12 protein-coding genes are annotated in these 12094 nt (G+C 69.5%); 8 read left to right on the forward strand and 4 right to left on the reverse strand.

The features are described 5' to 3' along the window. Nucleotides 1-182: 182 nt before the first annotated feature. Nucleotides 183-1868 (reverse strand): metallophosphoesterase family protein, encoded by a 1686-nt coding sequence (locus tag U4Z31_RS03990; RefSeq protein WP_321809492.1) that lies wholly within the window; start codon nucleotides 1866-1868, stop codon nucleotides 183-185. Between the two features lie 305 nt (nucleotides 1869-2173). Between U4Z31_RS03990 and U4Z31_RS03995 the strand changes: the two genes are divergently transcribed. From U4Z31_RS03995 to U4Z31_RS04015, 5 genes are all read left to right on the forward strand, one after another. Next, the gene (locus U4Z31_RS03995; RefSeq protein WP_321795856.1) at nucleotides 2174-2473 is read left to right on the forward strand and encodes a YXWGXW repeat-containing protein; all 300 of its coding nucleotides are present in this window, start codon (nucleotides 2174-2176) and stop codon (nucleotides 2471-2473) included. A gap of 217 nt (nucleotides 2474-2690) precedes the next feature. Beyond that, the gene (locus U4Z31_RS04000) at nucleotides 2691-3455 is read left to right on the forward strand and encodes an RNA polymerase sigma factor (RefSeq protein ID WP_321809493.1); all 765 of its coding nucleotides are present in this window, start codon (nucleotides 2691-2693) and stop codon (nucleotides 3453-3455) included. Then, complete coding sequence (locus U4Z31_RS04005; protein ID WP_321809494.1) at nucleotides 3452-3871, forward strand: hypothetical protein; 420 nt, start codon at nucleotides 3452-3454, stop codon at nucleotides 3869-3871. Before U4Z31_RS04000 ends, U4Z31_RS04005 begins: the two co-directional genes overlap by 4 nt. Further along, entirely contained in the window at nucleotides 3868-4371 is a 504-nt protein-coding gene (locus tag U4Z31_RS04010; protein WP_321809495.1) for a periplasmic heavy metal sensor, read from the forward strand. Before U4Z31_RS04005 ends, U4Z31_RS04010 begins: the two co-directional genes overlap by 4 nt. Before the next feature lie 75 nt (nucleotides 4372-4446). Beyond that, complete coding sequence (locus U4Z31_RS04015) at nucleotides 4447-5292, forward strand: GNAT family N-acetyltransferase (protein WP_321809496.1); 846 nt, start codon at nucleotides 4447-4449, stop codon at nucleotides 5290-5292. 97 nt (nucleotides 5293-5389) lie between these two features. Here U4Z31_RS04015 and U4Z31_RS04020 read toward each other — a convergent pair whose 3' ends face one another. After that, nucleotides 5390-6313, reverse strand: coding sequence for a DMT family transporter (locus U4Z31_RS04020; RefSeq protein WP_321809497.1), 924 nt, complete (start codon nucleotides 6311-6313; stop codon nucleotides 5390-5392). 279 nt (nucleotides 6314-6592) lie between these two features. On the opposite strand from U4Z31_RS04020, the gene U4Z31_RS04025 reads away from it, so the two are divergent. The 3 genes from U4Z31_RS04025 (at nucleotide 6593) to U4Z31_RS04035 (ending at nucleotide 9458) form a co-directional block, all read left to right on the forward strand. Then, the gene (locus U4Z31_RS04025) at nucleotides 6593-7987 is read left to right on the forward strand and encodes a DUF1800 domain-containing protein (RefSeq protein ID WP_321809498.1); all 1395 of its coding nucleotides are present in this window, start codon (nucleotides 6593-6595) and stop codon (nucleotides 7985-7987) included. 2 nt (nucleotides 7988-7989) lie between these two features. Next, complete coding sequence (locus U4Z31_RS04030; protein ID WP_321809499.1) at nucleotides 7990-9153, forward strand: DUF1501 domain-containing protein; 1164 nt, start codon at nucleotides 7990-7992, stop codon at nucleotides 9151-9153. 86 nt (nucleotides 9154-9239) lie between these two features. Further along, nucleotides 9240-9458 (forward strand): YXWGXW repeat-containing protein, encoded by a 219-nt coding sequence (locus tag U4Z31_RS04035; RefSeq protein ID WP_044845687.1) that lies wholly within the window; start codon nucleotides 9240-9242, stop codon nucleotides 9456-9458. A gap of 20 nt (nucleotides 9459-9478) precedes the next feature. On the opposite strand, the gene U4Z31_RS04040 is transcribed toward U4Z31_RS04035, so the two are convergent. After that, the gene (locus U4Z31_RS04040; RefSeq protein ID WP_321809500.1) at nucleotides 9479-10672 is read right to left on the reverse strand and encodes a tyrosine-type recombinase/integrase; all 1194 of its coding nucleotides are present in this window, start codon (nucleotides 10670-10672) and stop codon (nucleotides 9479-9481) included. A gap of 224 nt (nucleotides 10673-10896) precedes the next feature. Next, entirely contained in the window at nucleotides 10897-12072 is a 1176-nt protein-coding gene (locus U4Z31_RS04045; protein ID WP_044845685.1) for a helix-turn-helix transcriptional regulator, read from the reverse strand. Nucleotides 12073-12094 lie beyond the last annotated feature (22 nt).

Genomic DNA, 12094 nt, shown 5'->3' on the forward strand with positions numbered 1-12094 from the left:
GCTGTGGAAACCGGCGTGCCGATGCGCAGCATGCAAGGTGCGGCGGTCGAATAGACGCAGCCGCTCCGCATGGCGCAGCCGTCACGTATTCGCCGTATCCATCAGCGCGTCGCGCGCGCCGTCCCGCACGCGCCAGCCCCGGCCGCCCGCCGCGCGATCCTGCGTTGCGGGCGGCCGTCGCATCAGCGCTCGCGGCGCTTCTTGCTCAGCTCGATCGTCTCGAACAGCTCGTACTGTGCGCTCGGGTGCTGATCCGCGCCCGGCGCATGGTAGTAGCGCATCGTGATCGTCGTGTGGCCGCCCGGCTTGCCCGGATCGTGGTCGAACACCGCGATCCCGTAGCCGGTGCCCGTATCGCGGCGCGCGGACCAGATCGCATCCTCCAGCGCATCGGCCGGCTTGCGCACGAACGTGTTCGGCGCGGCGCCCGGCACCGGCCGGTTCGGCTTCGTGAAGACCTTGGCCTGCGCGAAGCCGGTCGCCGGGTTCTCGCCGTACACGTCGAGCGGCGCACTGGTGCCGCCGCCGCCGAGGATCAGGTGGATCGTGCCGTGGCTCGTGTCGAAGGTCGTGCGCTCGGGATCGGTCGACCCGACCGGACGCGGCTGCAGCGTCTCGACGACTTCGCCGGTCGATGCATCGACGCCCGCGCGGTGATTGCAGCCGCGCACCGGGTAGCTGCGCTCGTAATCGTGATCGTGACCGCACAGCACGAGGTCGACGCCGTAACGGTCGAACAGCGGCAGCCATGCCTCGCGAATGCCCTTGTCCGAGCCGTTGCCCGTCTTCGACGAGCTCAGCGCGTCCTGATGCATCTGCACGACGATCCAGTCGATGTCGTCATCGTGCGACGCTTGACGTAGCGTGTGCTCGAGCCAGCGCGTCTGCACGCCGTCGCTGTAGCCGCGCACGTAGAACGACGTGCCCGGCTCGATCGGCGCGCGGCCGGTGCTCGCGGCCGGCACCAGCGGAGCCGGGCCGCCGACGAACGCGGCCGCGTCCTGGTACACGACGTCGTCGGCGTCGAGCGAGATGAACAGCACCGAGCTTACGCGGAAGCTGTACCAGCGGCCCGGAAAGCGCGTGCCGTTCTCCGGCAGCGTGTAGCGCGCGAGGTACGAGTCGAGCCCCTGCGGGCCGTTGTTGAATTCGATCTCGTGATTGCCCGGGCACGGCATCCACGGGCGGTTCGCGGCCGACGTCTGGTTGTTGTTGCCGAAGTCGCGCCACACCTCCGGCTGATGCGCGGGGTTCAGGTTCGCGTAGCAGAGGTCGCCGTTCAGCAGGTGGAACAGCGGCTGGAACTGCTCGACGGCCTGCACCGCGAAGCGGCTTTGCGGCGACGACAGCACCCATGCGCCGTTCGGCGTCGCGAGGTCGCCGTAGCTCGTGAAGCGGAACGGTGCGCGCCCGCGCGGCGCGGTCGTGAAGGTCGCGGCAAACGGCTGCGCGGCGTTGCTGTCGTTGTCGGCCGTCAGTTCGTAGCGGTAGCGCGTGTTCGGCTTCAGGCCGTGCACGCGTGCGTGGTACGTGAACACCGTTTCGCCGTTCAGGCCGTCGGTGTAAAGGCGCTGCACGCCGTGCACGATGCGTGCCGGTTCGCCGTCGGCGACGATCCGCGCCCGCGGATTGACGGCCGGCGCGAGCGATGCCCACGAGATCGCGACTTCCGACGCCGGGTCGCTGCCCCATGTCAGGTGCACCTGTTCGGGGGTGCCGTCCGGGTTCGACCCGGCGGCACGGGCGGCCGCGAGCCCGCCCGCGGCGGTGGCGAGGCCGGAGACGCCGGCCAGTTTCAGGAAGCCGCGACGCGATACGGAAGCGGCCGGCTCGTTCGACTCGGCGGGGAAGTTGTCCTGGTTCGACATGATCGTATTTTCGTTGAGTGACACGCGAAATGCGGAACCGCCCGGCCGTGCGCGAGCGCGTCCGGGGCGTGGGCCGGAAACGAGCGGGATCCCGGTGACATGCATTGTCGAAGCGCAGTTTTGCCGGGTTGTGACAGACGGTCGTCCACGCCCGGGCCCGATGCGTCGCCGGGTGAGCGCGGCGTCGCCGGCGCGGCGGAAATTTATTTGCGCGCGTCGCGACGGATTTTTCCGCATGCGTCGTTTAACGAACGAACGGCCACTTCCGGCCATCACGTTCGCTACACGACGCTTCGGAGTCTTGCATGAAACTTTCCATTTCATTACGGGTTGCCGCGGGATGCGTGGCCGCGCTGGCGACCTCCGCCACATTCGCGCAGGCCGTCATCGTCGCGCCGGTCGCGCCGCCGCCGCCGCGCGTCGAAGTGATGCCGGCGCCGCGCGCGGGCTACGTATGGGATCAGGGCCACTGGCACTGGCGGCAGGGCCGCTACGTGTGGATCCCCGGGCATTGGCAAGCGGTGCGCGTCGGCTATCGCTGGTTGCCCGGGCACTGGGCCGCGCGCGGCCCGAACTGGCGCTGGGTGCCGGGTCACTGGGCGTGACGCGCCGGGCGCCGCGCGGCGCGCAGCGCCGGTGCGGCGGGACTTCCACACAAACTCATCCGTTAAGCCATGCCTTTTCGAACCATCGTGATCCTGACAGCCGCGGCCGTCGTGCTGGCCGGCTGCGTCGTGGTGCCGGCGCGTCCGGTGTATTACCGGCCCGCGCCGGTCGTCGTATATTGATCGCGCCGGCCGGCTGGCGATCGACAGGATCGATATGCCGTTCGAACCGGATGTCGACGAAACCGGCCGGGCGGATGCCGGGCACGGCGCGCGGCGCGCCGTGGACGCGCCGGCATCGCGCCGTGCGGCGCCGGCCCGACGCATGCAAGGAGAGCACGACGATGAGCTTCAGCCGGACGGCGGGCACGCTCGCCGGCAGCATGCGGCGGGCGCGCCGCGCATGGCGGAGCAGCCCGCGTTGAGCGACGCCGATCCGGATGCGGAACTCGTCGCGCGGGTCGGCGCGCGCGACACGTCGGCCGTGCGCGTGCTCATCGCACGCAAGCTGCCGCGCCTGCTTGCGCTCGCGACGCGCATGCTCGGCGACCGGACCGAAGCCGAAGACGTTGCGCAGGAAACCTTCCTGCGGATCTGGCATCACGCGCCGCGCTGGCGGGATGGCGAAGCGCGCTTCGACACGTGGCTGCATCGCGTGGTGCTGAACCTGTGCTACGACCGGATGCGCGGGCGGCGCGAGGAGCCGGTCGACACGCTGCCCGACGTGCCCGACCCGCAACCCGAGCCGGCCGCGCACGCGGAGTTGCGCGCGCGCGATGCGCGCGTGCGCGAGGCGCTCGCCGCGTTGCCGCCCCGGCAGCGGGAAGCGCTCGTGCTCCAGTACTATCAGGACATGTCGAACGTTGAAGCGGCCAACCTGATGGGCATCACCGTCGATGCGCTGGAAAGCCTGCTCGCGCGCGCGAGGCGCAACCTGCGCGCGCAACTGGCCGGCGACCCACCTAGCGAGGACAAGCGATGACACCCGAACGATTCCGTACCATCGTCGCCGCGTACGGCTCGGATGCGCGGCGCTGGCCGCGCGACGAACGCGCGGCGGCCGAAGCGTGGGCGCAAGCGCATCCGCGCGACGCGCTCGAGGCGCTCGACGATGCCGCCGCGCTCGATGCCTGGCTCATGCAGGACACGGTCGCGCCGCCCGCGCCGGCGCTCGTCGAACGCATCGTCGCGTCGGCGCCCGCGCCGGAGCGTGCGCGGCGCCGGGGCACGGTGTGGTGGTCGGGCGCGGCATTCGCCGGTGTCGGGCTGGCGGGCGCGGTGGCGGGCGCGGTGGCCGTGTCGATGCTGATGCTCGGCAGTGCGCCGTTCGCGCAACACGAACCGGGCTACCTGACGACGACGTTCGGCGGCCCGGGCATCGACGGAGGCGACGAATGAGCGAACGCGGCTGGAAATTCGTGCTCGTCGGGTCGGTCGTGTTGAATGTGTTCATGCTCGGCGCGATCGGCGGCGGCGCGTATCAATGGTTTTCGACGCATCGTGGCCTGGATGGGGGCGGGATGCCCGGACAGCGCACGGCATTGCGGTTCGCCGCGGACGAATTGTCCGACGCGCGTCAGCAAGCGTTTGCGGCGGCGCTGAAGGCGGCGCGCAAGGAAGGTCGGGATTTCGCGCGGGAAGGGCGTGACGGGCGGATCACGGTGCTGGATCTGCTGGCGGCGCCGCAGCTCGATCGCGCGGCGATCGACGCGGCGCTCGATCGGACGCGGGCGGCCGATAGTGCGTTGCGGGGGCAGGTCGAGCGCAGCATCGTCGATTTCGCGGCGACGCTGACGCCCGACGAGCGCGTGAAATTCGTCGACGGGTTGCGACGCAGCGGGAACTGGCGGCTGCCGGCGAGGTTTCAGAGGAAGCACGACGCGGCGGGGAGCCAGTAACTGGCGTGGCGTGACGACGCGTCACGCTCGCGAATCGGTTGGCGGCGATCTCGAGTGCCGCGACGGAGGCGAATCATGGATCGAAGCGAAGACTTGATCGTGCGCACCATGTCGGCCGACGAGGTGGCCATGTCGGTCGAATGGGCGGCAGCCGAAGGGTGGAACCCCGGCCTGCATGATCCGCCGTGTTTCAGGGAAGCGGACCCGGCCGGTTTTTTCGTCGGCGTGTGGCGCGGCGAGCCGGTCGCGTGCCTTGCTGCCGTCGCGTATGACGAACGCTTCGGCTTCATCGGTCTGTACATCGTGAAACCCGGGTTTCGCGGCAAAGGCTTCGGCATGCGAATCTGGCAGCACGGCATGCGTTACCTGGGAAACCGCAATGTCGGTCTCGACGGTGTCGTGGCACAACAGGCGAACTACCGGAAGTCGGGGTTCCGGCTCGCGTATCGCAACATCCGTTATCAGGGGCGCGTCGACGGCATCGGATGCGCGCACGCGGCCGCGGCGGCCGAGGTCCCGTTCGCGCAGTTGCTGGTGTACGATCGCCAGTGTTTTCCTGCGCCGCGCGCGCGTTTCGTCTCCGCGTGGCTCGCGCAGCCGGATGCCGTTGCGCTCGCAACGGTCGACGCGGGTCGCATCACCGGATACGGCGTCGTGCGCCGCTGCAAGGCGGGCTGCAAGATCGGCCCGCTGTTCGCCGATGACGCCGGCGTCGCCACGGGGCTGTTTCGCGCGCTGGCGGCGCGCATGCCCGGCGAGATGATCGTGCTCGACGTGCCGGAAACGAATCCCGCGGCCGTCGCGCTGGCGGAACGGCACGGCATGTCGAGCGTGTTCGAAACCGCGCGGATGTATACGAAGGAAGCGCCCGCGATCGCGATCGACCGCGTGTTCGGGGTGACGTCGTTCGAGCTGGGGTGAACGCCGCAGTTGATGTCATGTCGCCACCTTCGCATTCCTTAGAGTCCAGGTGGCTTTGCGGGAAGAGCAAGCGGATGAAAGCGCGGCATGGAGGACTTCAGGTTCGAGTACTCGCGGCCTGTGTCGATCGAGCAAGGTCGCGAGCCGATCGTTGCCGGCCGATCTGCAGCATCGCGATACCGACGAGCACCAAAGCGATCGCACTCGCTTCCAGCATGCCGACGTGTTCGCCGGCTGCCCAGCCGATCAGGAGTGCAACCGTGGGTGTGATGTACGTCGAACCGGACGCGGCAACGGGCCCAAGTTCCTCTAGCAGAAAGTAATAGAGCAGGTAAGCGATGCCGGTCCCCAGCAGACCGAGTCCCACCGCAACGCCGGACGCGGCACGCCAGTCGTGAAAGATGCGATCGATTCCGGTGAAGTCCGTCAGCACGGCAAGAATCAGCAACGCCAGACCCATCTGCCACGTCACCAGCGCGAGCGGCTGAAGGCCGAACGGCGACAGAAAGCGCCTCACGTAGACGTACGAAAGCCCGAGGATGATCGCGCCTGCCAACATCCACGCGACACCCGCCGGATCGACCGGATTTCCCGCGCCTTCCCACGGGCGCGCAATCAGTACGACGCCGGCAAAACCCGCGACGATCCCGGATGCCATCAGCCGGTTCATTTTCTCGGTTCTGAGGAACAACAGCGAAAAGATCGCGGTGAAGATCGCGATCGAGCCGCCCAACACGCCCGCGATCCCCGATGGCAGCAGCGCCGTGCCTTTCACGATGGCCACGTAGTAGAGCGCTGTCGCGATTGCCGCCATGACGAAGAAGTGCGGCAGATGTCGCACCTGGCTTCGATGGATCGCGCGCTGACGCCACGCGGCGAACGCCAGTGGCAGGAAGCCGAAGAGGACGCGCAGGAAGGCGATCTGCATCGGGCTGATCCATGCCGCCGCCCATTTCATGTAGATGAAGTTGGATCCCCAGATCAAGCCGAGCAGAGCGAAAGCGATCCTGGTCAGTTTCATGGTGCCCGCCTTTTCGGCCAACGAGAATCGTCAGTTAATCAGGGGCAAAAACGGAAAGATAGAACAAAACCGGCATCACGCCGGTGGATCGCGACATCCTGCTTCGCGATCCCTTGCACGACGCGCGGTGCGCTGTCCGGTGAATTTTCGTCGTCATTTGAAAGCAAACAGCAAGGCACACGCTGCCAGCGTGGCAAGGCAAAAAATATCTGTCGGTCGCGCGACGGATTTCCCGCCACCCTCCGTTAAACACGGGTACGCATCGCGAGAGCCCCCGTCATGGACCACCCGAACGACATCTCACCGGCCGCCATCGCGCTGAACCGTTTCGGTCTCGGCGCGCGGGCCGACGAAGCGCCGCCTGCCGATCCAAAGGCCGCGCTGGTCGCCCAGCTCGACCGCTACGACCCGAGGCCGGCCGCATGGGCCGGCGAACCGGACGCGATCACGCTCGCCACGCGCTTCGCGACGACCCGCAACACGATGACGAGCGACGACGCGGCGGCCAGGCGCGCGAGTGCGCAGTCGATCCGTCGCGACGGCCATGACGCCTATCGCAGCGCCGTCACTGCGCGGTTGAACAGCGCGCTCGCCACGTCCACGCCGTTCGTCGAGCGGCTCGTGCATTTCTGGTCGAACCATTTCGCGGTGTCGGTCGACAAGGGGCCGGTTGCCGCGTATGCGGGCGCATTCGAGCGCGATGCGATCCGCCCGCACGTGCTCGGCCGCTTCGAGGACATGCTCGTCGCCGTCGAGCAGCATCCCGCGATGCAGCTGTTCCTCGACCAGGCGCGCTCGGTCGGCCCCGACAGCCCGGCCGCGCTGCGCGCCGAAGCCCGCCAGCCGGCGGCACGGCGCGGCCTCAACGAGAACCTCGCGCGCGAAATCATGGAGCTGCACACGCTCGGGGTACGCACCGGCTACACGCAAACGGACGTGACGGAATTCGCGCGTGCGCTGACCGGCTGGAGCATCGCCGGCGGACGCGGGGCGCAGCCCGGCGATGTGGCGCCCGGCGCGTTCGTGTTCCGCCCGAAACTGCACGAACCGGGCGCGCGCACGGTGATGAGCCGCACCTACGATCAGCCGGGCGACGCGCAAGCGCGCGCGATCCTGGGCGATCTGGCGCGTTCGCCGGCGACGGGCCGGCATGTCGCGTTCCAGCTCGCCCGACATTTCGTCGCCGACGATCCGCCGCGCGCGCTCACCGACCGGCTCGCCCGTGCGTTCGATACGAGCGGCGGCGATTTGTCGACCGTCTATCGCGCGCTGGTCGATGCGCCAGACGCATGGTCGCCGGTAAATCGCAAGTTCAAGACGCCGTGGGAGTGGGCCGTGTCGTCGCTGCGCGGGCTCGGCTGGCGCGATACCGGCGACCTGAAGGCCGCGCCGCTGCTCGCGCAGCTCGGCCAGCCGGTATGGCGGCCCGGGTCGCCGGCCGGGTACGACGACGTCGCCGCGAGCTGGGCCGCGCCCGACGCGCTGGTGCGCCGTGTCGAGATCGCGCAGCGGTTTGCCGCACGCACGGGCGACCGGCTCGACCCGCGCACGCTCGGCAAGACGCTGCTGGCCGGCTCGCTGAGCGCACCGACGGCGACGGCACTGTCGCGTGCCGAGAGCGCGACCACGTCGCTTGCGCTGCTGCTCGTGTCGCCCGATTTTCAACGGAGATGAACATGGCCCGATCCCTTACCCGTCGACATTTCCTGAGCATCGCCGCCGCCGGTGCGGGCGCGATCCTCATCGCGCCGCGCATCGTGTTCGCGAACGTCGAAACCGACCGGCGCTTCGTGTTCGTGATCCAGCGCGGCGCGGCCGACGGGCTGAACATCGTCGTCCCGTATGCGGAACCCGCGTATGCGTCGTTGCGCGGCCCGCTGGCGATCGACGCGTCGACGGCGACCCGCATCGACGGCACGTTCGCGCTGCATCCGTCGCTCGTGCGGACCGCGCAGATGGTTCGCGACAAAGAGGCGCTGTTCGTCCACGCGATCGCGTCGCCGTATCGCGACCGCTCGCATTTCGACGGCCAGAACGTGCTCGAGACGGGCGGGCGCGCGCCGTACCGGGTGAAGGACGGCTGGCTGAACCGGCTCGCCGCGATGTTGCCGGCGACGCGGGACAACGCGATCGCGTTCGCGCCGACGGTGCCGCTCGCGTTGCGCGGCAGCGTGCAGGCCGCGTCGTATGCGGCGTCCGGGTTGCCGGCCGCACCGGACGACCTGCTCGCGCGCGTGTCGGCGCTGTACGAGGCCGACGCACAGCTCGGGCCGCTGTGGCAATCGGCGATGGCCGCGCGCGGTCTCGCCGGCGACGCGCATGCGCGCCAGGATCCGGCGGGCGTCGGCAAGCTCGCGGCGACGTTTCTCGCGCGCGACGACGGCCCGCGGATCGCGATGATCGAGACGGCCGGCTGGGACACGCACAGCGCGCAGAACGCGCGGCTCGCGAATCAGTTGAAGGCGCTCGACACGATGCTCGCCGCGTTGCGCGACGGTCTCGGGCCCGTGTGGCAGCGGACCACGGTGCTCGTCGCGACCGAGTTCGGCCGCACGGCCGCCGCGAACGGCACGGGCGGCACCGATCACGGGCAGGCGTCGGTCGCGATGCTGGCGGGCGGGGCGGTCGCGGGCGGACGCGTGATCGCCGACTGGCCGGGCCTGCGGCCGGGCGACCTGTACGAAGGGCGCGACCTGAAGCCGACCGCGTCGCTCGACGCGCTGATCGCGGGCGCGGCCGCCGAAAGCCTGCGGCTCGATCCCGCTCATACCGCGTCGACGCTGTTCGCGGAAAGCGGCGCGACGCGGCCGATGACGGGCCTCGTTCGCGGAACCGCGTGACGCGCGGAGCGATGCGCAGCTCGATGCACGGCGTACGCGGGTTCGCCTCCGCTGACCGATCAATTACACAACAGGGAGAATCGACGATGAAGATCCGATCCGTATCGCTTGCCGTATGGGTGACGACGAGCGCGGCGCTGCTGTCCGCGTGCGTGGTCGAACCCGCGCGGCCGCCGCAGCCTGCGCCGGTCGCCGAAGTGATGCCGCCGCCGCCCGCGCCCGGTTATCGCTGGGCGAAAGGTCATTACCGCTGGGCCGGCAACCACTGGGCGTGGGTGCCCGGGCACTGGGCCGCCGTGTATTGAAGCAGGGGCCGGCGCGCCGTTCACCAGCCGATCCGGTGCTTCTCCTCGGTTTCGCTGTGTCGCCAGTCGTCGTCTGCGTGCAGATACTGGCTCGTCGTCGTCAGCGATACGTGTCCGAGGTTGTCGCGCACGAGCCGCAGGTCGACGCGGCCGTCCGCCATGTGCGAACCCGCGCTGTGGCGCAGCCAGTGGGCCGATGCCTGTTCGAGCACGCGCGCCTGTTGTTCGCCTGCATCCCCTTGTGCACGCAACCGCTCGGCCGCGAACCGGAACACCTGCTTTACGATCCGGTGCAGCGCCGCGCGCGTGAGCGGCTTGCGCGTGCGACCGGCGGGCAGCACGAGCGGCGTGGCTTCGCCGTCGGCCGGCAGCGCGGGCAGGCCATGCGCGCGCCGGTAGCGCGCGAGCTCGGCCATCATCTCGGCGGTGGCCGGCACGAGGCGCTGGCGGCCGCCTTTGCCGGTCACGTCGAGCCACCAGCGATCGCGCCCGTTCGAATCGCGCCGTGCAAAGAATTGCCCCATCGTCGTGTCGGCCGCCTCGGTGATGCGCAGTCCGCCGAGATACAGCAGCGTGAACACCCAGCGCGCGCGATCCGCATGGAAGGCGGCACGCGCATCGTCGCGCGGCATCGCGGCGATCGCATCCTTGACCGCCTGCCACAGCGGCGGCCCGAGATGGCGCGTGACGCGCGGCGCGGGCCGCCGTTGCCGCTGGCGCGACAGCGCGAGCGGATTGCCTGCCAGATAGCCGGCCTGCACGAGCCACGAGAACATCACGTTCAGGATCACCATCGCCTGCCGCTGGCTGGCCGCCGACAGCGGCCCGTAGAACGGCCGCCAGCGCGGGTCGCCGCGCGGATGCTTGCGGCCGCCGTTCGCGCACCACACGTCGGCGGGCGCGGGCGCGAGCAGGAACTGCCGGTACACGACGAGATCCTCGTGCGTGAGCGACGACAGCGGCTTGCCGCACGCGATCACGGCCCACAGCAGCAGGCGCTCGGCCTCCTTGCGGTAGTTCTGGAACGTGGTGGGCGTCTCGACGAAGCGTGCGAGCCATGCGCGCACGGCGTCGAGATCATGGTTCGCGGCGATCTGCGGATGCGCGCTCGTCGAGCGATTGGTGCCCGCGCGTCCGTCGAGCGCGGCCGGCACGGTCAGCGCGTCGATCGGCTGCGGCCGCAGCGCGGTGTCGGACGGAACGGGTGAGGTCATGCGAACAGGGGGCGCGGCTCGCCCGTGGCCGGGCGGGCGCACGCGCCGCGACGAAGCGTACGAGGAAACGCCGATGGTAATACACGATCACGACTTGGCGAAGCGCAACGGGTTTACGGCAGGCGCTCATACCGTCTGCATCGGCCGTTTCGGTGCAGACCGCTTCCTGCTTTCCGGCGTCGACAGCCCGTTCACGAATCCGGCTTCCCGGCCTGTCGAACGCCTCACCCCAGCGACAACACGCTGTTCAGCAACGTCCGCACGAGCGTCGCCTGTCGCGTGACACCCGTCTTGGAAAAGATCGCCCGCAGGTGCGAGCGCGCGGTGTTCTTGCTGATGTCGAGTTCGTCGGCCGCTTCCTCGAGCGTCGATCCGTTGACGAGCGCGAGCGCCAGCGCGGTCTCGGCCGGCGTGAGATCGAACAGCTTGCGCACGATGTCGTGAGACGCCTGCGACTTGCGCTCCGCATCGCGGATGAAGATCGCGCACGCGGGCCGGCGCGGATTGTCCTCCGACCATTCGCTGAGCGGGACCGTACGGATCAGCACGCCGAGCGGCGGCTTGCCGGACGGGCGCGGCACGGCAATCGCCTGCGCGACCGACGGCGCGCCGCCCGCGCGCTCCGCGAGCACCTGGCGGATGAGCTTTTGCAGCTTGCGGTCCTCCAGCGGATACGATGCCTCGAGCGCACCGGCGCGCACGCGCAGGCCGTCGCATTCGGCGAAGATCTCGTCCGCGACGGAATTGGTCTTCATGATCGTGCCGCGCTCGTCGAGGATCGCGGTCGCGACGAGCATGCGGTCGATCGCGCTCGCATACAGCGTGCGCTCCGATTCGACCATCCCGAACTTCGCATGCAGCCGCACCGCGCGCTTCAGGTGCGGCAGCAGCGCATTGCAGACGGCCTTGTCGGTCGCCGAGAACGCGCGGCCGTGATGCGAGCGGCACACGCGGAAGCGGCATTCGATCCCGTCGGGCGTGCGCAGGTCGGCGCCCATCAGGTAGCCGACGTCGAACGGCTCGAGGAACTCGCGATACATCGCGCTGCTGCGCCACACGCCGACGCCGAGCAGCTCGTCGACGGTGACGACGCGATCGCTCGGCAGGTTCACGAACGGATCGAGCGCGTAATAGTAGTTGTTGTACGATGCGACGCCGGTCAGCGGCGCGCTCGCCGCGGACGCATTGATCATGAGCCCCGCGTGGCCGCTGGCGGGCCAGCGCAGGATCATCGTCACGTAGTTCGCGTCGAGGTGCACGCGGATCTGTTCGAGCGCGCCGCCCCACGGCACGTCTTCCAGCGGGCCTTCGTAGATTGTCGCGAGCAGCGCGTCGTACTGCTCGAGCGTCAGTTTCGATTGGGCAAGGCACGGGGGAAGGGCCGGGGGCGCCGTGGTCATCGGGTTGTCTCCTGTTGCCGCC

This window comes from Burkholderia sp. BCC1985, from assembly GCF_905339915.1.
GTDB lineage: Bacteria > Pseudomonadota > Gammaproteobacteria > Burkholderiales > Burkholderiaceae > Burkholderia.

Bases quoted from the DNA above. Each gene is read 5' to 3' on its own strand.
- U4Z31_RS03990 (WP_321809492.1), bottom strand. From the start codon at position 1,868: ATGTCGAACCAGGACAACTTCCCCGCCGAGTCGAACGAGCCGGCCGCT.
- U4Z31_RS03995 (WP_321795856.1), top strand. From the start codon at position 2,174: ATGAAACTTTCCATTTCATTACGGGTTGCCGCGGGATGCGTGGCCGCG.
- U4Z31_RS04000 (WP_321809493.1), top strand. From the start codon at position 2,691: ATGCCGTTCGAACCGGATGTCGACGAAACCGGCCGGGCGGATGCCGGG.
- U4Z31_RS04005 (WP_321809494.1), top strand. From the start codon at position 3,452: ATGACACCCGAACGATTCCGTACCATCGTCGCCGCGTACGGCTCGGAT.
- U4Z31_RS04010 (WP_321809495.1), top strand. From the start codon at position 3,868: ATGAGCGAACGCGGCTGGAAATTCGTGCTCGTCGGGTCGGTCGTGTTG.
- U4Z31_RS04015 (WP_321809496.1), top strand. From the start codon at position 4,447: ATGGATCGAAGCGAAGACTTGATCGTGCGCACCATGTCGGCCGACGAG.
- U4Z31_RS04020 (WP_321809497.1), bottom strand. From the start codon at position 6,313: ATGAAACTGACCAGGATCGCTTTCGCTCTGCTCGGCTTGATCTGGGGA.
- U4Z31_RS04025 (WP_321809498.1), top strand. From the start codon at position 6,593: ATGGACCACCCGAACGACATCTCACCGGCCGCCATCGCGCTGAACCGT.
- U4Z31_RS04030 (WP_321809499.1), top strand. From the start codon at position 7,990: ATGGCCCGATCCCTTACCCGTCGACATTTCCTGAGCATCGCCGCCGCC.
- U4Z31_RS04035 (WP_044845687.1), top strand. From the start codon at position 9,240: ATGAAGATCCGATCCGTATCGCTTGCCGTATGGGTGACGACGAGCGCG.
- U4Z31_RS04040 (WP_321809500.1), bottom strand. From the start codon at position 10,672: ATGACCTCACCCGTTCCGTCCGACACCGCGCTGCGGCCGCAGCCGATC.
- U4Z31_RS04045 (WP_044845685.1), bottom strand. From the start codon at position 12,072: ATGACCACGGCGCCCCCGGCCCTTCCCCCGTGCCTTGCCCAATCGAAA.